At 38.4% G+C, this 20,947-nt stretch carries 23 protein-coding genes, 1 tRNA gene and 1 pseudogene; 5 read left to right on the forward strand and 20 right to left on the reverse strand.

The genetic code is table 11. The features are described from left to right. From rpsE to rplC, 17 genes are all read right to left on the reverse strand, one after another. The coding region (gene rpsE, locus D5R40_RS16010; RefSeq protein WP_124154905.1) for a 30S ribosomal protein S5 at positions 1-499 on the reverse strand (499 nt) is incomplete at its 3' end. Between the two features lie 51 nt (positions 500-550). Then, entirely contained in the window at positions 551-913 is a 363-nt protein-coding gene (gene rplR, locus D5R40_RS16015) for a 50S ribosomal protein L18 (protein ID WP_124145117.1), read from the reverse strand. Further along, positions 914-1,453 (reverse strand): 50S ribosomal protein L6, encoded by a 540-nt coding sequence (gene rplF / locus D5R40_RS16020; RefSeq protein WP_124154906.1) that lies wholly within the window; start codon positions 1,451-1,453, stop codon positions 914-916. Positions 1,454-1,737: 284 nt separating this feature from the next. Further along, on the reverse strand, positions 1,738-2,139 hold the full coding sequence (gene rpsH / locus D5R40_RS16025; protein ID WP_124145119.1) for a 30S ribosomal protein S8: 402 nt from the start codon (positions 2,137-2,139) through the stop codon (positions 1,738-1,740). A gap of 30 nt (positions 2,140-2,169) precedes the next feature. Next, positions 2,170-2,715 (reverse strand): 50S ribosomal protein L5, encoded by a 546-nt coding sequence (gene rplE, locus D5R40_RS16030; protein WP_124145120.1) that lies wholly within the window; start codon positions 2,713-2,715, stop codon positions 2,170-2,172. A 64-nt stretch (positions 2,716-2,779) separates the two neighbouring features. Next, positions 2,780-3,148, reverse strand: a complete 369-nt coding sequence (gene rplX / locus D5R40_RS16035; protein ID WP_124145121.1) for a 50S ribosomal protein L24 — start codon at positions 3,146-3,148, stop codon at positions 2,780-2,782. Next, on the reverse strand, positions 3,149-3,517 hold the full coding sequence (gene rplN / locus D5R40_RS16040) for a 50S ribosomal protein L14 (RefSeq protein WP_124145122.1): 369 nt from the start codon (positions 3,515-3,517) through the stop codon (positions 3,149-3,151). A gap of 92 nt (positions 3,518-3,609) precedes the next feature. Further along, on the reverse strand, positions 3,610-3,858 hold the full coding sequence (gene rpsQ / locus D5R40_RS16045; RefSeq protein ID WP_124145123.1) for a 30S ribosomal protein S17: 249 nt from the start codon (positions 3,856-3,858) through the stop codon (positions 3,610-3,612). A 114-nt stretch (positions 3,859-3,972) separates the two neighbouring features. Next, positions 3,973-4,251 (reverse strand): 50S ribosomal protein L29, encoded by a 279-nt coding sequence (gene rpmC, locus D5R40_RS16050; protein WP_124154907.1) that lies wholly within the window; start codon positions 4,249-4,251, stop codon positions 3,973-3,975. Then, positions 4,252-4,668 (reverse strand): 50S ribosomal protein L16, encoded by a 417-nt coding sequence (gene rplP / locus D5R40_RS16055; RefSeq protein WP_124145125.1) that lies wholly within the window; start codon positions 4,666-4,668, stop codon positions 4,252-4,254. Between the two features lie 177 nt (positions 4,669-4,845). Further along, positions 4,846-5,574, reverse strand: a complete 729-nt coding sequence (gene rpsC, locus D5R40_RS16060; RefSeq protein WP_124145126.1) for a 30S ribosomal protein S3 — start codon at positions 5,572-5,574, stop codon at positions 4,846-4,848. A 51-nt stretch (positions 5,575-5,625) separates the two neighbouring features. Beyond that, the gene (rplV, locus tag D5R40_RS16065) at positions 5,626-5,982 is read right to left on the reverse strand and encodes a 50S ribosomal protein L22 (RefSeq protein ID WP_124145127.1); all 357 of its coding nucleotides are present in this window, start codon (positions 5,980-5,982) and stop codon (positions 5,626-5,628) included. 37 nt (positions 5,983-6,019) lie between these two features. After that, the gene (rpsS, locus tag D5R40_RS16070) at positions 6,020-6,295 is read right to left on the reverse strand and encodes a 30S ribosomal protein S19 (RefSeq protein ID WP_124145128.1); all 276 of its coding nucleotides are present in this window, start codon (positions 6,293-6,295) and stop codon (positions 6,020-6,022) included. 220 nt (positions 6,296-6,515) lie between these two features. Next, positions 6,516-7,379, reverse strand: a complete 864-nt coding sequence (gene rplB / locus D5R40_RS16075; RefSeq protein WP_124145129.1) for a 50S ribosomal protein L2 — start codon at positions 7,377-7,379, stop codon at positions 6,516-6,518. A 64-nt stretch (positions 7,380-7,443) separates the two neighbouring features. Beyond that, entirely contained in the window at positions 7,444-7,755 is a 312-nt protein-coding gene (locus tag D5R40_RS16080; protein ID WP_124145130.1) for a 50S ribosomal protein L23, read from the reverse strand. Then, positions 7,739-8,377 (reverse strand): 50S ribosomal protein L4, encoded by a 639-nt coding sequence (rplD, locus tag D5R40_RS16085; RefSeq protein WP_124145131.1) that lies wholly within the window; start codon positions 8,375-8,377, stop codon positions 7,739-7,741. Before rplD ends, D5R40_RS16080 begins: the two co-directional genes overlap by 17 nt. A gap of 22 nt (positions 8,378-8,399) precedes the next feature. Further along, entirely contained in the window at positions 8,400-9,083 is a 684-nt protein-coding gene (gene rplC, locus D5R40_RS16090; protein WP_124145132.1) for a 50S ribosomal protein L3, read from the reverse strand. Positions 9,084-10,233: 1,150 nt separating this feature from the next. Here rplC and D5R40_RS16095 point away from each other — a divergent pair. The 3 genes from D5R40_RS16095 (at position 10,234) to D5R40_RS16105 (ending at position 14,002) form a co-directional block, all read left to right on the forward strand. Then, positions 10,234-10,710, forward strand: a complete 477-nt coding sequence (locus tag D5R40_RS16095; RefSeq protein ID WP_124145133.1) for an NAD(P)H-quinone oxidoreductase subunit N — start codon at positions 10,234-10,236, stop codon at positions 10,708-10,710. 72 nt (positions 10,711-10,782) lie between these two features. Further along, a complete protein-coding gene (ldpA, locus tag D5R40_RS16100; RefSeq protein ID WP_124145134.1) occupies positions 10,783-12,006 on the forward strand; it encodes a circadian clock protein LdpA in 1,224 nt (407 codons plus the stop codon). Positions 12,007-12,229: 223 nt separating this feature from the next. Continuing rightward, on the forward strand, positions 12,230-14,002 hold the full coding sequence (locus D5R40_RS16105; protein ID WP_124145135.1) for a R3H domain-containing nucleic acid-binding protein: 1,773 nt from the start codon (positions 12,230-12,232) through the stop codon (positions 14,000-14,002). 179 nt (positions 14,003-14,181) lie between these two features. Here the strand turns inward: D5R40_RS16105 and D5R40_RS35360 are convergent, their stop codons facing one another. Next, complete coding sequence (locus D5R40_RS35360; RefSeq protein ID WP_161565000.1) at positions 14,182-14,328, reverse strand: hypothetical protein; 147 nt, start codon at positions 14,326-14,328, stop codon at positions 14,182-14,184. A 300-nt stretch (positions 14,329-14,628) separates the two neighbouring features. Between D5R40_RS35360 and D5R40_RS16110 the strand changes: the two genes are divergently transcribed. Together D5R40_RS16110 and D5R40_RS16115 are read left to right on the forward strand one after the other, a co-directional pair. Then, a tRNA-Gln gene (locus D5R40_RS16110) sits at positions 14,629-14,700 on the forward strand. Positions 14,701-16,582: 1,882 nt separating this feature from the next. Continuing rightward, entirely contained in the window at positions 16,583-17,830 is a 1,248-nt protein-coding gene (locus tag D5R40_RS16115) for a J domain-containing protein (protein WP_124145136.1), read from the forward strand. Between the two features lie 406 nt (positions 17,831-18,236). Here the strand turns inward: D5R40_RS16115 and D5R40_RS42665 are convergent. Both D5R40_RS42665 and pyk read right to left on the reverse strand, forming a co-directional pair. After that, a pseudogene (locus D5R40_RS42665) lies at positions 18,237-18,362 on the reverse strand (transposase); the annotation flags it as partial. 651 nt (positions 18,363-19,013) lie between these two features. Next, a complete protein-coding gene (gene pyk, locus D5R40_RS16125) occupies positions 19,014-20,777 on the reverse strand; it encodes a pyruvate kinase (RefSeq protein WP_124145137.1) in 1,764 nt (587 codons plus the stop codon). Positions 20,778-20,947: the final 170 nt, after the last annotated feature.

Consider the following 20,947-nt stretch of genomic DNA (forward strand, 5'->3'; position numbering starts at 1 on the left):
GAGCAACATCGGCCAATGTTCTCAAAGCAGATAAGGCGTTAACAGCAGCTCTAGCATTGTTTAATGGATTATTAGACCCTAACTGTTTGGCTAGTATATTCTGAACACCTGCTAGTTCCAGAACTGTTCTCACCGCTCCTCCCGCGATAACTCCCGTACCTGGTGCTGCTGGACGCATGATCACTTTAGCTCCACCACCAAAACCATTTACAAGGTGAGGAATAGAGTTAGATTTTGTGAGAGGTACTTCTACTATATGTTTTTTGCCATCCGCAACTCCTTTCTTCACAGCACCGATAACATCTGCTGCTTTACCCACTCCTACGCCTACTTGACCTTTTTCATTGCCTATGACAACGATCGCCCGGAAACTCAGGTTTTTACCACCTTTAACAACTTTAGTGACTCGGCGGATTTGGACAACCCTTTCCTGCCATTCACTTTCTTTCTCTTTTGTACGGTTATTTTTTTTACGACGCTGCTGTTGTTGTTCTGCCATAGTTGTTACCTTTTGTCAAGTTCTTTTTTTGTGTGTAACTTTACTAATTATCTAGAAGTCTAATCCCGCTTCACGAGCTGCCTCAGCTAAAGCTTTTACACGGCCATGATAGATATTTCCACCACGGTCGAAAACTACTTTTTCTATTCCTTTTTCTAGAGATCGCTGTGCAATTAATTTTCCTACTTGCACAGAAGCATCACAGTTAGCTCCTGAACTAATACTTGATTTTAATTCTGGTTCTACAGTTGATGCTGCAACTAAGGTATGTTGTTTAGTATCATCAATTACTTGAGCATAGATATGCAGATTTGAGCGAAATACTGACAGTCTAGGGCGTTCTGATGTACCAAATACCTTTTTTCGCACCCGACGATGCCGCTTTCTGACAGAGTCTTTACGAGTATACTTCATCTATTTTTTACCTGATTTACCTGCTTTGAGTTTAATCATTTCACCTGCATAGCGAATACCTTTGCCTTTGTATACTTCTGGTGGACGAACAGCACGAATTCGCGCAGCAGTATTTCCTACTAATTCTTTATTTATGCCAGTAACAATTACATTAGTATTATTTTCTACTGCCACCTGAATACCTTCAGGAGGGGGCATTTCTACTGGTTTACTGTAACCTACGTTTAAGATCAAGTTCTTCCCTTGAACTTGAGCACGATATCCTACTCCTTGGATCTGTAGTCGCTTTTCATATCCTTTTGAGACGCCTTCGACCATATTGGCAACTAAAGTTCGAGATAGACCATATTGCTGACGAGCACGACGAGTTTCAGTTTTTGGTTTAACCACAATAGTATCTTCCTGCTGTTCAACAGCTATTTCTGGGGACAGTACTCTAGAAAGTTCACCTTTCGGGCCTTTTACTGTTACTTTTTGACCATCAATGGTAATGGTCACTTTGTTGGGAATCTTGATGGGAAGCTTACCAATTCGAGACATAGCTTTCTTTGTATATATATAAGGTTGCTAGATATTGTTTTCTTTGGGTTAGTGAATAGCTCTTGATTAGACCTCTTGCAAAAGTTTTAATCAAATCAATTCAAGACACGAAATCAACAATTTTACCAAAAAATTGTGGTTTCAAGCTTCCTTTTTTTAGGAGATAAAAAGACAAAAATTTCTTTGAGTCAATCCTGTTCTTTTAGAGGAGAGGTAATTATTAATTATTAATTGTTAAACTCCCTATTCCCTGACTTCTGCAAGAAGTCTATTCATTTTGTTTACTACCAAACATAACAAAGGACTTCTCCTCCGATGCCTCTTTTTCTAGCTTCTCTATCAGTCATAATTCCACTGGATGTGGAAATAATAGCTATTCCTATTCCACCTAAAACTCGTGGTAATTCTTTACGATTTTTATAGACCCGGAGTCCAGGTTTACTAACTCGCTTCAGATATCTAATAATGGGTTGTCGATTTTTACCTTTGTATTTTAAAGAAATTACTAGGAACTTCTTGAGACCTTCGCCTTCTTGTTCAAATCCACCAATAAAACCTTCCTCGTTCAATACTTTGGCAATACTGCGAGTCATCTTTGTTGCTGGAACTTTTGTTGTTGTATGTTGCGCCATGCAGGAGTTGCGAATTCGCGTCAACATATCTGATATTGTGTCGTTAGCCGCCATTTTTTCCTTTTTTTCCTTAACTACTTTAAGTTAATTAGTCCGAAAGGGCATTCCCATTTCTTTAAGTAAGGCGCGGCCTTCCTCATCAGTGTTAGCTGTGGTAATAATTGAAATGTCCATTCCCCGAATTTGATCGATACTGTCATATTCTATCTCTGGAAATATTAGTTGCTCTTTTAAACCTAAGCTGTAATTTCCTCGACCGTCAAAGCTTTTAGGATTTATGCCTCTAAAGTCTCTAATTCTAGGTAATGCTAAATTAATTAGTCGGTCTAGAAATTCATACATTCTTCCAGAACGTAGAGTCACCATAACTCCTACTGGCATTCCGTTACGGATTTTAAATCCGGCGATCGCTTTTTTTGCCCTAGTTACTACTGGTTTTTGGCCTGTAATTGTAGCTATTTCTTTGATTGATGAGTCTAGAGCTTTAGCATTTTGAGATGCTTCCCCTAAACCCCGGTTCAATGTTACTTTAACCAGTTTTGGTACCTGGTGAATATTTTTATACTTAAACTGCTCCATCATTTTGGGAACAATTTTTTCTTGGTAAAAATTCTTTAGTCTTTCTGCCATAGTTTTAGTAACTATATAGTTTAGTAAATTTACTTAGTAATAAAGTAATTTGATTTTGGTCTGTTTAATCAATAATTTCTCCTGTTTTTTTGAGCTTTCGCACTTTGCGACCATCATCTGTAAATGTATAACAAATGCGACTAGCTACTTTTTCTTTGCTAGAGTAGAGCATAACGTTAGAACTATGAATCGGAGCTTCAATGGTAACAATTTTACCTGACTCTCCTTCTTGCTGAGGTTTAACGTGCTTTGTTTTGACGTTAATTTCTTTCACTACAACTTTGCTAACTTTTGGCAACACCTTCAGAATTTCGCCTACTTTGCCTTTATCTTTTCCGGCAATTATTTGAACTGTGTCACCTTTCTTAACGTGCATCTTATAGCGTATAGGTTTTCCCTGTGCGCTCATTTGAGATTTTTTCTTTTTAGCCATTTACAGTACCTCCGGTGCTAGGGATACGATTTTAGTAAAATTTTTGTCTCGTAATTCACGAGCTACTGGGCCAAATACACGAGTCCCTCGTGGATTTCCATCCTGGTTGATAATTACTGCTGCATTATCATCAAATCTAATGCTCATACCAGTATCTCGACGTAAACCTTTCCTAGTACGGACAACAACAGCTCTCACTACATCTGACTTTTTGACAGCCATGTTAGGAGATGCGTCTTTGACTACAGCTATTATAACGTCACCTATACGAGCATAGCGACGATTGCCACCACCTATTACACGGATGCACATTAATTTTCGGGCACCGCTATTATCAGCTACATTTAATATGGACTGTTGTTGAATCATTGCTGTCTCTGTGATGTTTTATAGATGTGTTAGAATTAAAGTTAATTGATTTGTTAATTTTAATAGTTTTATTCGACCAATAAAACCAACCATTAACTAATCTTGGAATTTAGGATTTCAGCAAGTTGCCAACGTTTAGTACGACTCATGGGACGAGTTTCTGTAATCCGAACGCGATCGCCTTCGTTACATTTATTTTCTTCGTCGTGAACTTTATATTTTTTAGTTTTCACGACTGTTTTGCCGTACTTCGGGTGAGCAGACCTGTTTTCGATCGCCACCACTATTGTTTTGTCCATTTTGTTGCTGACAACTACACCTACTCTTTCTTTAGCTGCCATAATTTTCCTTGTTTTATGAGTAATAAAGTGTTCTTTAATTTTCCCGATAAATACTTGTAAAATGTCAACAATTAATAATTTACTAATTGCAACACATATTAAGTTTTTAATTTTTTATTCTGGACTATCTGCTGTTTCAACAGATGTACTTGAAACTGATGCTGCTACTTCTTGAGTAGAAGCTTCTGCTTCTTTAACTAATTCTCGTTCTCTTTCTATTGTTAACAATTGAGCCAGTCGATGACGATTGTATTTAAACAGGTGAGGTTTTTCCAACCTTCCGGTAGCTTTTAACATTCGTAAATCCAACAATTCTCGCTTAACTTTTACTATCTCAGCGACAAGTTCTTCATCACTCAAATTCCTAACTTCTTCTACTTTAGGAAAAGGCATCTAGAAATCTCCCTCGCGTGTAATAAACTTAGTCTTAATTGGTAACTTAAATGATGCTAAACGCATAGCTTCGCGGGCGATGTCTTCTGCAACTCCACCTAACTCAAACATTATGCGTCCTGGTTTAACTACTGCTACCCAATATTCTGGGGCTCCTTTACCGGAACCCATACGGGTTTCTGCGGCTCGCATTGTCACGGGTTTATCTGGAAATATACGAATCCAAATTTTCCCACCCCTACGGATATAACGAGTCATCGCACGACGGGAAGCTTCTATTTGACGGGAAGTAATCCAAGAAGGTTCTAATGCTTGGAGAGCAAATTCACCGAAGGCAATACTATTGCCACTATTTGCATTACCTCTCATTCGTCCGCGTTGCTGTTTACGGAATTTTGTTCTTTTAGGACTTAACATAGTCTACTATTTACTGCTTAATTTAGTATTTTCCTAGAAAGTCAGTTAAATGCTTTGAAGTTATTTATCAAAATAATTGGCTCTAAAACCCCGCCTGGAAATGGCGAAATGTTTTTGGATTATTGCTCGCGCATCCCCGTTACAAAAACAACTTCTGACTTCTGACTTCTAACTTCATTAACCTTCGTTAGACCTGTCTTCATATTGCTGACGACGTTTTTGTTGTCTACGTTTTGGTTGATTTACTTGAGCATTTCCCATATCTTCTTGACCAGGAATAATTTCTCCTTTGAAGATCCAAATCTTGATTCCCAGGATGCCATAAATTGTTTTAGCAGTACAGTAAGCATAATCAATGTCAGCTCTCAATGTATGCAATGGCACACTACCTTCTCTTGTCACCTCGGTACGAGCAATTTCTGCTCCATTGACTCTTCCACTTACCTGCACTTTTATGCCTTCTACACCAGCTTTTTGAGCCCTAGTTATAGCTTGACGTACAACTCTACGAAAAGAAACCCTTTTCTCTAGTTGTTGAGCAATGTATTCACCAATAAGCATGGCATCAGTGTCTACTTTTGTCACTTCAACAACATTGATTCTGATTTGACGGTTGCTACCCAAAAGTTGTTGTAAACCTACTCTCAAAGACTCAATACCTGCACCACCTCTACCAACCACTACACCTGGTCTAGCGGTGCTAACTTCTAAGTCTATCTGGTCTGCTTTTCGCTCAATTCTGATTTGAGAGATGCCTGCATTTGCCAAAGTTTGCTTGACATATTTACGAATTTTGTGGTCTTCTTCCAACAGTTCTGGGTAGTTTTTAGCATCAGCGTACCAACGAGAGCGATGCTCTTGGGTTACGCCTAATCTAAAACCAATTGGATGTATTTTTTGTCCCATTACTTCTATACTTAAATTAATGTCTTGTAATCGTTCAAATTCCTTTCTTTACTAATCAACTACAGGAGCTACTGCAACTGTAATGTGACAAGTAGGTTTACGAATTCTGTAAGCACGACCTTGAGCGCGGGGTCGGTAGCGTGGCAAACAAGGCCCTTGATCGGCAAAAGCTTTGGATACAACTAAAGTTTCTGGATCTATTCCTTTATTATGCTCGGCATTCGCTGCTGCTGAACGCAATGCTTTTCGCACTGGGTCGCAGGAACGATATGGCATAAATTCAAGTATAATCAACGCTTTCCGGTAAGATATCCCACGAATTTGGTCAAGTACGCGTCGCACTTTAAAGGGAGACATTCGGATGTAACGTGCTACTGCTTTTACTTCTTCACTGGTATCTACAGGCATACCTTTCTCCAATTATCAATTTCAACGAGTTTTCTATTTATCTTTTAGATTTTCTATCTGAGCCGTGACCTCGATATGTCCTAGTCGGTGCAAATTCCCCTAATTTATGGCCTACCATCTGATCGGAGATGAACACCGGGACGTGTTGACGTCCGTTATGTACTGCGATCGTATGACCTACCATATCTGGGATAATAGTTGAAGCTCTTGACCAAGTTTTAATTACTTGTTTTTGATTTTTCTCGTTTAAATCTTCTATTTTTTTCAATAGATGATCTGCGATGAATGGTCCTTTTTTTAATGATCGAGCCATAATTTAATTTATGATTGATTTAATACAATTCCAGTTAGAGCTGTTATGCCGTTTCACTGAAGTCAGAATTGCTCAAGTTGATGAACTATATTAGATTTATCAAAATAATTGAGTCGCGCAACCCCGCTTTTTAAGGCAAAATGTTTTTTGGGAATTGCTCAGATCCCCGTTACAAAAACAACTTCTGACTTAGTTAACGCTCATCAACCAGATACTGATTTTAGCTTTGCCGTCCACCTTTACCTCGTTTAGAGGATTTACGACGACGTTGTACGATTAAAGCATCACTCCGTTTTCTCTTCTTACGAGTTTTCAGACCTAATGCTGGCTTACCCCAAGGAGTAACTGGTCCGCTTCTACCGACTGGTGCCCGGCCTTCACCACCACCATGAGGGTGATCGACTGGGTTCATCACACTACCTCTAACTGTTGGTCTCTTTCCTTTCCAGCGATTGCGACCTGCTTTTCCTAAGCTAATATTTCGATGATCGATGTTGCCTACTTGACCAATACTGGCGTAGCAACTTGCTCTGACTTTACGCCGTTCGCCAGAAGGGAGTTTGATTGTTACATATTCGCCTTCTTTTGCTACCAATTGAGCAGCGGCACCAGCAGCACGGACTATTTGTCCTCCTTTACCTGGAACAAGTTCCACATTATGAACATCTGTACCCAGAGGAATTTGACTCAGAGGTAATGCGTTGCCAATTTCTATTGGAGCGTTTATGCCAGAAATAATGGATGCACCAACTTTTAATCCTACAGGATGAAGGATATAACGTTTTTCTCCATCTTGATAATGTAGTAGTGCTATTCTGGCGTTCCGGTTCGGATCGTATTCTACTGATGCTACTTTGGCCGGAATATTATGTTTGTTACGACGGAAGTCAATAACACGATATAGTTTCTTGCTACCTCCGCCTCGGTGACGACAGGTAATTACACCACGGTTATTACGACCCTTTCGTCTATGCTTGTTTTTTACCAGAGATTTTTCTGGTGTTGAGGTAGTTATCTCAGCAAAGTCTGATACGCTATGTTCTCGGGTACTTGGTGTATAGGGTCGATAGGAACGAATACCCATAATTAATTTTCTATGCCACTTGAGATTTTACAGATTTAAAGATTTTAAATTGAGTTGAGTTTTTTTAGAGGTCTGGGAATAGAACTTTTCTAATTGGTTCTCCATCTTCTAAGCTGACAATAGCTCTTTTATATCTAGGTTTGAAGCCTTGAAATTTACCTACTCTTTTCTTTTTTCTTGGTAAATTTAGGGTATTCATACCTGTTACTTTTACCTCAAATAGTTGTTCAATTGCTGCTTTGATCATTGGCTTTGTTGCCCTTGGATCTACATCAAATGTGTATTGATTTAGTTCCATTAATCTAGTAGCTTTTTCTGTAACAACTGGACATTTGACTATATCTACTAAGTCTCGTGAATCAACTTTTATCCCCATACATCTCCTGAATTTTCTCTATTGCTGCTGCTGTAGCTATGATTTTATCTGCTTCTAGAATATCGTAAATATTCAAGTTATTAGCTAGGGAGATTTTCAGTTTCGCAATATTACGACCTGAGAGATATACATTTTCTTGTTTCTCTTCTAATACCAGCAGAACTTTAGATTCTGGTTCTACTCCCCAACGAGCGATCGCTTCGACTAATTCTTTGGTTTTCGGTCTTGTTAATTGCTCGGAAATATTTTCGACCGCAATTAAGTCTTCTGAACGACTTTGAAAGGCGGTGCTTAGTGCTAGACGTTTTTCCTTGCGGTTCATTTTATGAGAGTAGTCTCTTGGCTTCGGCCCAAAGATTACACCACCACCACGCCATAGAGGCGAACGGATGGAACCTGCTCTTGCTCTACCTGTTCCTTTTTGTCGCCAAGGTTTACGACCTCCACCTCTGACTTCAGATCTTGTTTTTGTGCTAGCTGTTCCTTGGCGGTTATTCGCCATTTGTAGTCTTAAGGACCTGTGAACAACATGAGCTGCACTTTCTTCTTTTGCTACTCGTAAGTTGAGAGTTGCTTGTCCAACTTCTTCACCTTGCCAGTTTTTTATGACACAATCAACCATCTTTTTTTCTCAAAAATTTTTTTTATTTTTGACCTACTATTGTGGCTGGAGCAACGCTAACTAATGTGCCTGGTTTACCAGGAATGCTTCCTTTTATCAGCAATAGGTCTCTTTCTGTATCTATTCTCACTACTTTGAGTTTTCTAGTAGTGACTCGCACGTTTCCTAAATGTCCTGCCATTTTCTTACCTGGATAAACACGCCCTGGTGTTGTTCCTGGACCTGTGGAGCCTGGCAAACGATGGTTTTTGGAACCGTGAGCCATTGGTCCACGTCTAAAGTTATGACGTTTTTGATAACCAGCAAAGCCTTTACCTATACTTTTTCCTGTAACATCAACGAGTTGGCCAGCTTCAAATAGATCGACTTTTATTTGTTGACCTAGTTCAAAGTCACCTGTGTTTTCTACTCTGTATTCTCGTAGATGACGTAAGGGAATACCGCCTGATTTAACTAAATGCCCTTGTTGAGCATTAGTCAAGTATCTATTAACTTCTTTTGGTTCTTTGATATTGAGTTGACGGGTTTTATTTTTGGCTTCTCCATATCCTATTTGAATTGAAGTATAGCCGTCTGTTTGTTCGGTTTTGATTTGGGTAACTACACATGGACCTGCTTGTACTACTGTTACAGGAATTGCTGCTCCTGTTTCAGGTTCAAATACTTGTGTCATGCCTAGTTTTTTGCCAAGGATACCAACTGCCACTGTCGCTCTCCTATTTTTTTTTATCCACTACAACAATAATGTTTTTTAACTAGCTATCAGCTTAAAAATTTGTATTAGGTCTCTGTTTACGGAGCATTCCGTCAGGAAAGGCTTTTTAATTGAAATAATTTATTTTTTTTTACAGATAGTTTTATACCTAATAAATAATTAATAAATCATACTATTTACATATAATTAATTGTTTAAACTTATCCTGATATCTTAATTACAACAGTGGTTAATTTTCTGACTATTTCTTAGGAGCGATCGCCTAAGTCTATTGCTAGTAATACTTAACTTCTGTTTGATTTTATTAGGTTGACACTCTCACCGTTAAATCACGCGATTATAACGGGAAATTCTTGTTTCACAGATTCTTAACTAGATAACAAATCAAATAAACCGAATTGCACCCCCGTTAGACCATCTCCGCAAGCTTTTTATTCAACCGTGTGCCCCACGGCTATTGATTCGATTATGACGCCAAAAATGTGCGCGCATACGATTATTTTTCTGGTTGAAATTCATCTCACCGTTAAATAAGAGCGATGATAACGGCTCGAACTCTTTCAACATTTATGATAGGTTTTACTGTTTCAACCAAGTTGATTATCAACTTTGATGCTTTTTAAGATAACATCAGAATTAAAAATATTCTTAGTATTAAACCAGTAAAGTACTAGAGAAATTTTAGAACTAATACTCCCCATGACGATGAAATATCATCGTTGAATAATAACGATAATACTTATATTTACCAGCTATTATTTTTTAGCTTTTTGTCTTTAGCTCTAGTTCTTAGTTTTATGGTCGCCAGGACTTGAGTAGCTTGCTAATCAGTATCCTTTTTTTCTAGGAAGTAAAACTTATCAAAACTGACTATTTCTTGATTTTTAAAGTTGAAGTAGCTAGCTAAGTAGTTATTTATTAACCTTTGTACAACCCCCATAGGAGTTAACATAGGCCATACTTACCTAATATATCACTTTTTTTTCGGCGACAATATATAATTTTATAGTATTTACTAAGACTTGTCTAGTAGTTTAAATAATTTTTTTTCAGGTCGCTAGGAAGACAAGTATCTTTGGTTTAAACAACTATAATCCAGATATAATCACCTACAATTTAAAAATTAGGGACAAGATTGAGCATGGCACTGATTACGACTGGTCGAGGAATGATTAAGGATTTGGAGAAGTCCGGGTCTTTGGCCGTTTATGTTCCTTTGGAAGGAGGGTTTGAAGGGCGTTATCAACGTCGGTTAAGGGCTTCTGGCTATGTAAGTCACAATATTACTGCTAGAGGTCTTGGAGATTTGGCCATGTATCTGACAGGGGTGCATGGAGTCAGACCTCCTCACTTAGGTAAGAAAAGTATGGGCAATGGCCCAGCAGTTGGTTATGTTTACTATGTACCGCCAATTGTGAGCTATAAATTGGAACACTTACCACCTAAAGCTAAGGGTTTGGTTTTGTGGATTATAGAGGGTCAGATTCTATCTAGTCAAGAAATTGAGTATTTAACTGTCCTACCTAAATCAGAACCACGAGTTAAGGTGATAGTGGAAATGGGTGGCGAGCGCTTCTTTAGATGGACACCACTTCAAAATGCTTTGGTGCCTGCTTAAAGAATTTTTTGAGCTAACATTTTATCTTTGTACTTCAAATTTTTTTGAGCTAAAGGCTCTACTATATAAAGCGTGAGAGAACGCTATTCTCCCCTAATTTCGCTAAAAAAAGGCCACTGGTTTAAGTTGATCTGTGGGGCCAGCTTCCAACACCTGCCAACAGTAAGAAATTTAACATTAGCTTATACTTTGGCAGGTGCAGATTGTATTGATGTGGCTGCCGATCCGGCGGCGATCACTTCTGCTGGGCAGGCTTTACAGATTGCAAGTGGTCTCCAATCTTGGGCCAAGTCTCAGGGATTTGGCTACCAAACAGTACCATGGATAATGGTAAGTATTAATGATGGAGAAGATCCTCATTTCCGGAAAGCTGAGTTTGACCCTACTGTTTGCCCCACAGACTGCTGGCGACCTTGTGAGAAAGTTTGTCCGGCAGAGGCTATAGTTTTTTCTGAAGATAGAGATACTATCACTTCTGGTAATTCAGGGGTTATAGATGAACTTTGCTATGGTTGTGGAAGATGTTTGTCTGTATGCCCTAAGCAACTAATACAGGCTCGTTCTTATGTATCTACTCCTACTTCTATTGCATCATTAGTATTGCAGACTGGTGTAGATGCCATTGAAATTCACACCAAAGTGGGAAGAGAAAGTGATTTTCAGCGACTCTGGAAAAGCATAAAACCTTGGATAAATCAATTAAAACTAATTGCTATTAGTTGCCCTGATGGAGAAGGGCTAGTAGAATATTTACAAAGTTTGTATGAAATTATTTCTCCTCTTCCTTGCGCTCTAATCTGGCAAACTGATGGTAAACCGATGAGTGGAGATATTGGGGCAGGTAGCACAATGGCGGCGATCGCATTAAGTCAAAAGGTGCTGAATGCAAAACTACCAGGGTATGTACAGTTAGCAGGAGGCACAAATAATTTTACTGTAGCCAAGCTTGTTGCTAAAGGTTTGTTAGCATCTGAGAATAACAAACAGGGAAACTCTGCTAAAAATTTTAATACTTATATTCCGGAAAATAGATTTGTATCTGGTGTAGCTTATGGTAGCTATGCCCGCGTTTTGTTGTCACCAATTTTGGAAAAATTAGAAAAAATGCACAAATCACAGCTGCAGGCAATTGAATTTGCCTACGGTACAACTAGCTTTCATGCCAAAGAACTCACTAATGATTCCCAGCTAACAAAGCTGGAAGTTTTACCGGAACTTCTTTGGGAAGCTGTCAATTTAGCTAACTCTCTGGTTTCTCAAATTAAAAAATCGGATCTCAGTCAAATGAGGAATTAGTAATGAATTTCCATAAGAGAATTTTCTTTGATACCGATATGGAAATAGAAGGCGGGTTGAAATCAGGGTAAAAACGCTTAAACTTCAGTATGTATGTGTTAAGCTCGCCCCTCAAGATTTATAATTCGGTAAGTCGCCGGACATGATATAAATCATAGTTTCAGTTTTTGCCTCAAAAGCTTTTTTCTCACCCAGTAGAATAGAAGTCACTTTTAACTAAAGTATGCAGATTACAGACGACCTTAATAGATTACTAGAAATCGTACCAGACCAAATTAGACGGCCTCTACTGCAACATCAACAGCGAAATAACCTGATCGAAATTGTGATGGATCTGGGTCGTCTCCCAGAAGCTCGTTTTCCATCCCATGCAGAATACCTGGGCGAAATTCCTATTTCTAGAAAAGACCTCAATTATTCCATAGAACGAGTTGGTGATTTTAGCAGCGATAATCGAGCAGGTATTGAGCAAACGCTACATCGGATTAGTGCTATTCGCAATCGCACGGGAGAAGTTATTGGTTTGACTTGTCGAGTGGGGCGGGCAGTTTTTGGCACAATTGGTATGATTCGCGAGTTAGTGGAAACCGGAAGGTCGATTTTGATGCTCGGTCGCCCTGGTGTAGGAAAAACAACGGCACTACGAGAAATTGCACGGGTGCTGGCTGATGATTTAGAAAAACGGGTGGTGATTATTGATAGCTCTAATGAAATTGCTGGGGATGGAGATGTTCCTCACCCTGCTATTGGTCGTGCCCGTCGGATGCAAGTTGCTCGCCCGGAACAACAGCATCAAGTGATGATTGAGGCGGTGGAAAATCATATGCCAGAGGTGATTGTGATTGATGAGATTGGTACGGAATTGGAGGCTCTGGCAGCGAGAACTATTGCGGAGCGTGGCGTACAGTTAGTGGGGACTGCTCATGGTAATCAGATGGAAAATTTGGTAAAAAATCCGACTCTCTCCGATTTAATTGGGGGTATTCAGGCTGTAACTTTGGGTGATGATGAAGCACGACGTCGGGGTTCTCAAAAAACTGTTCTGGAACGTAAAGCACCGCCAACTTTTGAAATTGCTGTGGAAATGTTGGAAAGACAACGTTGGGTGGTTCACGAGCAGGTGGCTGATACTGTTGATGCTTTGCTGCGGGGGCAGAAACCTAATCCACAAGTGAGGACTGTGGATGAGAATGGTGAGGTGAAGATAACACGAGAGTATAATAGTACTCCAAGATTGGGTGGGGGTGTTAATCAGAATGCGGGATCGCTATTGGGACAGTCAGGGGGAATGTTGACTTCTCGTGGTGGTTTTCGTGATTCTGGTTATATTATGCCATTGCCTAATACAGGTCAAGTTAATCGATCAGTAGAGGTTTCTGAGTCTAAGTCTTTTGAAGAATTATTGGATGAGTCTTTCTCGGGAAATGGGATGTTTTCTAATGTAAACTCAGGGCGTTGGGAAACTCAGGCGACGGGTCCGAATGGTGAGGATTTGCCTTTGCATATTTATCCTTATGCAATTCCACGTCATCAAATGGAACAGGTGATTAGTACTTTGGGTTTGCCTGTGGTTTTGACTAAGGATATTGATAGTGCGGATGTGGTGTTGGCTTTGCGAACGCACACCCGGAAACAGTCTAAGTTACGGCATATTGCTAAGGCTCGTCATGTACCTATTCATGTGATTAAAAATAGTGGTTTGCCTCAAATTGCTAAGGCACTGCGACGGTTATTGGATATGGAAGATCCTAGCACTCCTGAATTTGCTGACTTGAATTTGTTTGCTGCTTCAGCTTCAGAAGATGAGATGGAGGCTTTGGAGGAAGCAAGGTTAGCAGTGGAGCAAATTGTGATTCCAAAGGGGCAACCTGTGGAACTTTTGCCACGGTCTCCAAAGGTGCGGAAGATGCAGCATGAACTTGTGGAGCATTATCGCTTGAAGTCTTCTAGTTTTGGAGATGAGCCTAACCGACGTCTGCGCATTTATCCAGCGTAAGGGAGTGTAATTAAGGTTCAAAAGTCCGGCTTGTAGTTGAGTTTTAGCCCTAAGACAAGTATTCAAATAGCTAAAGCAAAACTATAGACTGGCTCGTAGCTTGTAGCAATTTAGGGACGTTGCATGCAACGTCCCTACGAGGTTGGATAAAGATTGTTTATTACAGTTATTTAATGATATCATGTCCGTTTATATCGTTTGTGTAAACCCAAGGGTGAATATCTACAGGAAATGATGGTTTTTTTCTTGCGAGGGTAGCCTTCTTCCCTCTTCCCTCTTTCTTCTTCCTTCTTCCTTCTTCCTTCTTCCTTACCTTTGCTATACAAGACCGATGCTACCGGACATGATATGAGACATGATATAATACAGATAAATATGGTATGATAAAAGGTTAAGCTAATCCGTTTAATTCAGTATAAAAAAATGTTCCATCTTCAACCATTACCAAATATTTCTTGATCGCCCCACACTCCCCACACTCCCGACCATAAGAATCTAATTACACCGATGGTACCGGATTTGATATGAGGCCCATAAATCCTCAAAATTCAAAATTTCAAGATTATTCAAAAAAATACTTGACAAATCCCTGGATATAAGTGTTATTATATTAACTGTTGACGAATTGGGGCGTCGCCAAGCGGTAAGGCAGCTGGTTTTGGTCCAGCCATTCGGAGGTTCGAATCCTTCCGCCCCAGTAAGAAAACTAAAATCAAAATAATTAAGCTTAATAGTCGTCCATATATAATATTACTAAACTAGGGTTACATTTGCTTTTTTTTATCATAAAATAAAATTTTAGTCCTATATAGCAGTCGAAGGAAAGGGAGCGGACGTATCAAAAGCTTAAAACTCAGACAACGCCAGATTTTTCCTTTTTCTGTTAAAGAGATAAAGGTATTTTAAAGGCTATCATTAAGGTTGAAAGAGATCGACCCGTTATCATCGCACTTATTTAACTTATTTAACGGTGAGAGTGTCAATGGTTTGTTTGAGTCTGCTTACACTTAATCAAGACTTACGCATTTTTCCCTTCAAGCCACTATATATACCATAGTGCTATAGTTTTTATCTACTATATATAGTGCCTTTGCGTAAGTCCTGTTGATATTAAAGCACTTTTTAAGATAGTAATGTACAGTAGACATCTCCGATAATTAATCTCAAACCCTTGTAATACCAATTTAATAAATGTTTGCTACAAATAGTTAGGCTATTTCTTAGGAGTCAACCCACCCCTAACCCCTCCCAGGAGGCAGGGTTCTCGATAGACACGGGGACACGGAGACACACCAGACATGGGGATGGAGTCTTTTAAGCGGTGTTGAACCAAATATTTTCTCAGAGCTTAAAGACGCTTATTAGCTGAAAAATCGGCAAATTTTGGCAAATTTCACTGTTCCACTATCTCCATTATTCTCGTTCTCCTTAAATCGTTAATCTACAATACTTTGAAACAGCCCTGATCCCAGGAGGGGAACTCAGTCAGACCGAGTCACAGGGGAATTACTTCAATACCAGTTTTTAGGTTGTAAATTCTCTTTTTTGTCAAAGAGACATTTCCTACAAAATCTTTTGATCGCACTTACAGCGGTTTTGATTTCAGTAGAACACAGTGGGGGCGAATGGCCATTCGCCCCTACAGAGTGTTGGTTATGACGATGTGGTTTATCAATCTGAAAAGCGCTGTATTATTCGTAACATTCTTTTTTCACGGTTGGTATAATGCCTGAGCAAAAACTTAGTTTCCACCAGGTATCTAGTTTAATCTTCATCCCTATTCCCTATTGCTCCAAAATTATGTACCTCATCAATTGAAAAACTGCTTTAACATTCAATCTCTTCAGTATTTTTATTTACTCTATTCCATAGATGTTCAAAATTAACTGAAACTTGCTAGAGAAAGAACGGTCATTTCAGTTATCACTTAGCCTCCTCCGGAGGAACTGCTGGTTTCAGCGATCGCTACCTCTGCAATAAAAAGGTTTGACATCAGGAATATTTTATCCCTTTAACAAGGGAGGTTTTAGAGCACAATTTTTCCGTAAAAATACAATATATCTGAGTAGTATATCTAGGAGTTATTATATTAATTAGATATAAGTAGAACATGGTAAATTTTGGGATATATGTATCAAATTGTCAATTAGCTCTAAAGTTTATCTTTATTGCCTTTAGGGGTTTTTCGATTAAAAATGCAACGTCTTTTTTTTGCTCCTGCTCTACTTAGTATTTTTTCTCTTCCTGATTACGATCATTTTTCAAAACTTGAGAAATTATTATATACAACCTTTAATATGTGTTGTTATTATCGAATCCGATTATACAGTATATTTTTCTAATTATATCCACACTTAAATATTAAATCGGACTACCTTCCCACTTTCCTATCTCTCCCAACTATATAATAAGTATTCAACCGGATTTGTTATTAATGCTCATCGATCGATATAAAGTTAAAAATTCAATATATAAATTCTTGCAAATTGATAAATATCTTGTTTCCAATAAGCATTGAAATACTTTATGATATAATCAACAATAATTGCCTAAAATAGTGCTTTGGGAAACTAGGGTTAGATGGAAAAAGAGTGTAACTATTATGAAGTTCTAGGAGTATCAAAAAATGCTTCTACAGAACAGATTAAAAAAGCTTATCATAGCCTAGCACGTCAGTATCATCCTGATGTAAATCCAGGGGATATAAATGCAGCAGAAAAATTCAAAGAAATCAACTCAATGTATGAAATTCTTTCTGACCCATTGAAGCGATCGCAATACGATCAAACGGTAGGGGAAGCCAAAGAACTATATAAACAAGGAGTTGCAAAAAGTCAGCTTGGAGATTATCAAGGTGCAATAGCAGATTACACAAAAGCACTGGAAATTAATCCTAATTGGGCAGAAGTTTTATATCATAGAGGATTCGCTAATTATAAACTGCAAGATTATCGGAGTGCCGATCTTGATTATACAAAGGCATTATTTTTAGACCCATACTTAGTAGAAGTTTATTATTATCGGGGTCTATGTCGTATGAAATTAAGATACATTCAAGCTGGTATGGAAGACTATAGTAAAGCACTAGAAATAAATCCGAATTTTGCTCACGTTTATTATCAACGTGGTTTAGTTTATCTAGAGTTGCAAGAACATCGTCCGGCAATAATAGATTTCAGAAAAGCTGCTCAACTTTTTGCAGACCAAGGTGATAAAGCTAATTCTCAAAGAGCGCTAGAAGCTATTAAAAGTTTAGACCATTTTTCATGGTTAGAAATACTAGAAATATTTCAGACAACTATTCAGGATGCTTGGATAGCAGTAAAGATTTTTATTCCTAATCCCATAGGAGGTTTATTAGCAGCTTTTACTCAGTTAGAACAAAAAAGAGCATTTAACGTTGCAGTTTTATTTGGCATAATATTTGAATTTTGCTTTGTAGTAGGAACTAATCTAATTTTACAGAGATTAGATAAAGCAAATCATACAGAATTTTTATTATTAATAATTATCGGTATTATTCCCTTTGTAAATTTGACAGTTACAAGTGGTTTTGCCAGACTTATTTTCAAAGCTGATGGTAGTTTAACAGGAGATTTATTTACAGCAGGTGCATCCCTATTACCTCTAGGTTTCATGGTACTACTTAGCGGAGTTTTCAATAACTGGGTAATTAGTATTATTTTAGTTATTTTTGCCCTTTGTTATACAATTTTAACTATGTATAGTGGTTGTCAAAAAATTGCCAATATTTCTGAAGAAAAATCAGCTATAACAGTACCTATTATGTTGCTCCTGACTGGGTTGCCATTTGCTTTAATTCACTAAGCATATTTTTCGGGACTTGTATGTATAACATAAGGAAGAAGGAAGAAAGCATTTAGTTATCTAGGAGAGAAGGAAAAATCTTGCGTTATCTGAGTTTTAAGCTTTTGATATATCCTAACTTTTCCTTCGACTACCATTAAGTGCAGATTTATAGACTCTGCACCCACTGACAATTATTCAGTGTTATACCAAACGTGATCAATATTTGCTACAAATAACTAGGTTATTTCTTAGGAGTCAGGAGCACCGAGTCACCGAGTCAGAATGAATAGCTTTGATACCATTTATTAGTCGGAATTTATCTTTTTAGCTGACCCGCCAATTGATATCACACCAAATTAAAATTATGGTGTGATATCAATTGGCGGTAAATTAGTGGGACTCGATGTCCCACTAATTTACAATATTATTCTGGGGTTTTCTGGTTTTCAATGTACTTTTTCAAAGTGGAAATTGTTACCCCACTGCCAGAAGCAATCAAATAGGAACCATTCCAGAGAACATCTTTCCAGTAAATAGCGTTAAAATGTTGCTGAAAATTCTTTTCTTAATCGTCGGCTTGTAACTGTTTTAACGTTATTAACTAGCTTGCTTAACATAACGTTGGGATCATACTAAAACTTTTAGGTGAACGTGGTTTTCTTCATTGGTGTTATATCATGTGCCTCCTCCTGGGGAACTACGCTATCGGTTGAATACTTATAAATAACCGTTGTGAGTTCTCAGAAGTCAGAAGTTAGGAGGGAGGAAAGGAGGAAAGAAAGAGGAAAGAAACGAGAAAAGTAAAGATAATTTCAGTATTTCTTAGGTACTGTCAGTTCTTACATTTTATTTATAACTGACCCGTCCGAACATAATATTATTCATCATAACTGGTACAAAAATATACCGATACTGAAAAAAGTTCCTAGGCATCGTGACTTTAGCAGGACTTACGCAGTACAACTATATATGGTATATAATCTCAGCATTTTTCTGGATTTCTCACTGCAATTAGTGCCGTTGCGTAAGTCCTGTTTAGATCAAACAAAAATAAAACAGTGATCGCTCTGACCTGAATTCTTACATCGAATATTTATATCATGTCCGGTTGAATATTTATAAATAACTGACAACAGGAAACACAGAAGTAAAATTTACAATTTGTCTTAGCTTATGACTATTCATTCACCTTTAATATGAACTATTTTCGAGTAGCTCCTGAGTATATCGTACCTCTGTGAGCATCCAAAGTCAAAATCGTGCCATCGCGAACCACACTGGTAGCATTCTTCACCCCCACAATAACTGGTAGTCCCAAACGTAAACCAATAATTGCTGCATGACTGGTAATACTATCCTCTTCTGTTACTACTCCTGCAGCTTTTTGCATTACCTCCACAAATTCAGCATCTGTATGATTAACTACCAAAATTTCTCCAGGGTTAAAATCTCGGACTTCTTTTGCACTATGAGCAACACGAGCGCGACCACTAACATATCCCTGACCAATACCAGTACCTTGACCTAACACTGCAGTCACCACCTCAACCTTAACCAGGTCTGTTGAACCTGCCACACCTTGAATTGTACCCGCAGTCATTACCACTAAATCTCCATCAAATAATAACTCCTTCTCCTGAGCAACACTGATTGCAGATTGAAAAGTCTGACCAGCAGAAGCTAAGTCTAACACCAATAATGGCTTTATTCCCCAAACAAGTTGTAACTGTCTAGCAACATCTACATGAGGAGTCACTGCCAGAATAGGAGTTTTTGGTCGAAACTTAGAAACATTTCGCGCTGTTGCACCTGTTTTAGTCAGAGTCATAATAGCTGCAGCATCTATCTGTTCTGCAATTTGACCCACCGCTTGGCTAATTGCATTAGGAATTGAATGACCTGTATCATTCATACTAGAAACGTTGCAAGTGATAATTTCCTGCTCAATGCGTTTGGCGATCGTTGCCATTGTTGCCACCGCTTCCACAGGATAATTACCTACCGCTGTCTCATTAGATAACATTACTGCATCCGTACCATCAATAATTGCATTTGCCACATCAGAAATTTCAGCACGGGTTGCACGGGGGTTATTCGCCATACTATCTAACATTTGAGTAGCAGTAATTACCGGAATTCCCATTCGATTAGATGTTGAGATCAGTCGCTTTTGCAAAAGTGGCACTTCTTCTGCTGGTAACTCCACACCTAAGTCACCACGAGCAACCATTACCCCATTACACAAAGCCAAAATTTCTTCCATTTGTTCGATCGCTTCGTGTTTTTCGATTTTTGCCACCACAGGAACCTTTTTTCCCGCATTAGCAATTAATTGTTTAATCTCTAAGACATCCTGGGGGTTACGCACAAAACTTAATGCTACCCAGTCTACTCCTTGGTCAAGACCAAACATTAAGTCTTTTCGGTCTTTATCTGTCAGTGCTTTAATTGAGAGATAAACCCCAGGAAAATTCACACCTTTATTATTGGAAAGAGGACCACCAACTACAACCCGACAATGTAATTGCTTCTGTACTTTGTCTACTTTTTCCACCAACATTTCTACTTTGCCATCATCAAGAAGAATTTTTGCTCCTTCTGGCACTTCATCTGCTAAGAGTTCATAAGTTACAGAAGACATTTCTTGAGTTCCAGGCATTAAGTTACTGGTCAAAATAAATGGATCGCCCCGTTTTAGAGATATTGAACCATTTTCAAATTTTCCTAGTCTAATTTTTGGTCCCTGAAGGTCTTGCAAGATGGCTACAGGTTGATTTAGTTCAAAAGAAGTTTGTCTAATTAATCGAATGCTGCGTTGGTGATCTTCATGGGTTCCATGAGAAAAGTTAAGTCGTAGGGTTGTTGCACCAGCTTTGATTAACTCCCGAAGTACATCAGGCTTAGTAGTAGATGGGCCAATAGTTGCTACAATTTTAGTTCGGCGTAAGCCATTTTGCAGTTGCATAATTTCAAAGTTTTAACAGTAATAGGTTAAGAGTGGTATCTTGGATTTTTAATTATTTCTGAATAGTAATTACGCTATATATAATAATGTTAATGTTGAAAAAACAAATGATATTTATTTATTTAATAATTAAAGTTAAAGAACGTTGATTAATTCTGGGACAAAGTTAC

The organism is Okeania hirsuta, assembly GCF_003838195.1.
Lineage (GTDB): Bacteria > Cyanobacteriota > Cyanobacteriia > Cyanobacteriales > Microcoleaceae > Okeania > Okeania hirsuta.

Coding starts and splice junctions, on each gene's coding strand:
- rplR (WP_124145117.1), bottom strand. CDS start 913: ATGAAGTATACTCGTAAAGACTCTGTCAGAAAGCGGCATCGTCGGGTG.
- rplF (WP_124154906.1), bottom strand. CDS start 1,453: ATGTCTCGAATTGGTAAGCTTCCCATCAAGATTCCCAACAAAGTGACC.
- rpsH (WP_124145119.1), bottom strand. CDS start 2,139: ATGGCGGCTAACGACACAATATCAGATATGTTGACGCGAATTCGCAAC.
- rplE (WP_124145120.1), bottom strand. CDS start 2,715: ATGGCAGAAAGACTAAAGAATTTTTACCAAGAAAAAATTGTTCCCAAA.
- rplX (WP_124145121.1), bottom strand. CDS start 3,148: ATGGCTAAAAAGAAAAAATCTCAAATGAGCGCACAGGGAAAACCTATA.
- rplN (WP_124145122.1), bottom strand. CDS start 3,517: ATGATTCAACAACAGTCCATATTAAATGTAGCTGATAATAGCGGTGCC.
- rpsQ (WP_124145123.1), bottom strand. CDS start 3,858: ATGGCAGCTAAAGAAAGAGTAGGTGTAGTTGTCAGCAACAAAATGGAC.
- rpmC (WP_124154907.1), bottom strand. CDS start 4,251: ATGCCTTTTCCTAAAGTAGAAGAAGTTAGGAATTTGAGTGATGAAGAA.
- rplP (WP_124145125.1), bottom strand. CDS start 4,668: ATGTTAAGTCCTAAAAGAACAAAATTCCGTAAACAGCAACGCGGACGA.
- rpsC (WP_124145126.1), bottom strand. CDS start 5,574: ATGGGACAAAAAATACATCCAATTGGTTTTAGATTAGGCGTAACCCAA.
- rplV (WP_124145127.1), bottom strand. CDS start 5,982: ATGCCTGTAGATACCAGTGAAGAAGTAAAAGCAGTAGCACGTTACATC.
- rpsS (WP_124145128.1), bottom strand. CDS start 6,295: ATGGCTCGATCATTAAAAAAAGGACCATTCATCGCAGATCATCTATTG.
- rplB (WP_124145129.1), bottom strand. CDS start 7,379: ATGGGTATTCGTTCCTATCGACCCTATACACCAAGTACCCGAGAACAT.
- D5R40_RS16080 (WP_124145130.1), bottom strand. CDS start 7,755: ATGGGGATAAAAGTTGATTCACGAGACTTAGTAGATATAGTCAAATGT.
- rplD (WP_124145131.1), bottom strand. CDS start 8,377: ATGGTTGATTGTGTCATAAAAAACTGGCAAGGTGAAGAAGTTGGACAA.
- D5R40_RS16095 (WP_124145133.1), top strand. CDS start 10,234: ATGGCACTGATTACGACTGGTCGAGGAATGATTAAGGATTTGGAGAAG.
- D5R40_RS16105 (WP_124145135.1), top strand. CDS start 12,230: ATGCAGATTACAGACGACCTTAATAGATTACTAGAAATCGTACCAGAC.
- D5R40_RS16115 (WP_124145136.1), top strand. CDS start 16,583: ATGGAAAAAGAGTGTAACTATTATGAAGTTCTAGGAGTATCAAAAAAT.
- pyk (WP_124145137.1), bottom strand. CDS start 20,777: ATGCAACTGCAAAATGGCTTACGCCGAACTAAAATTGTAGCAACTATT.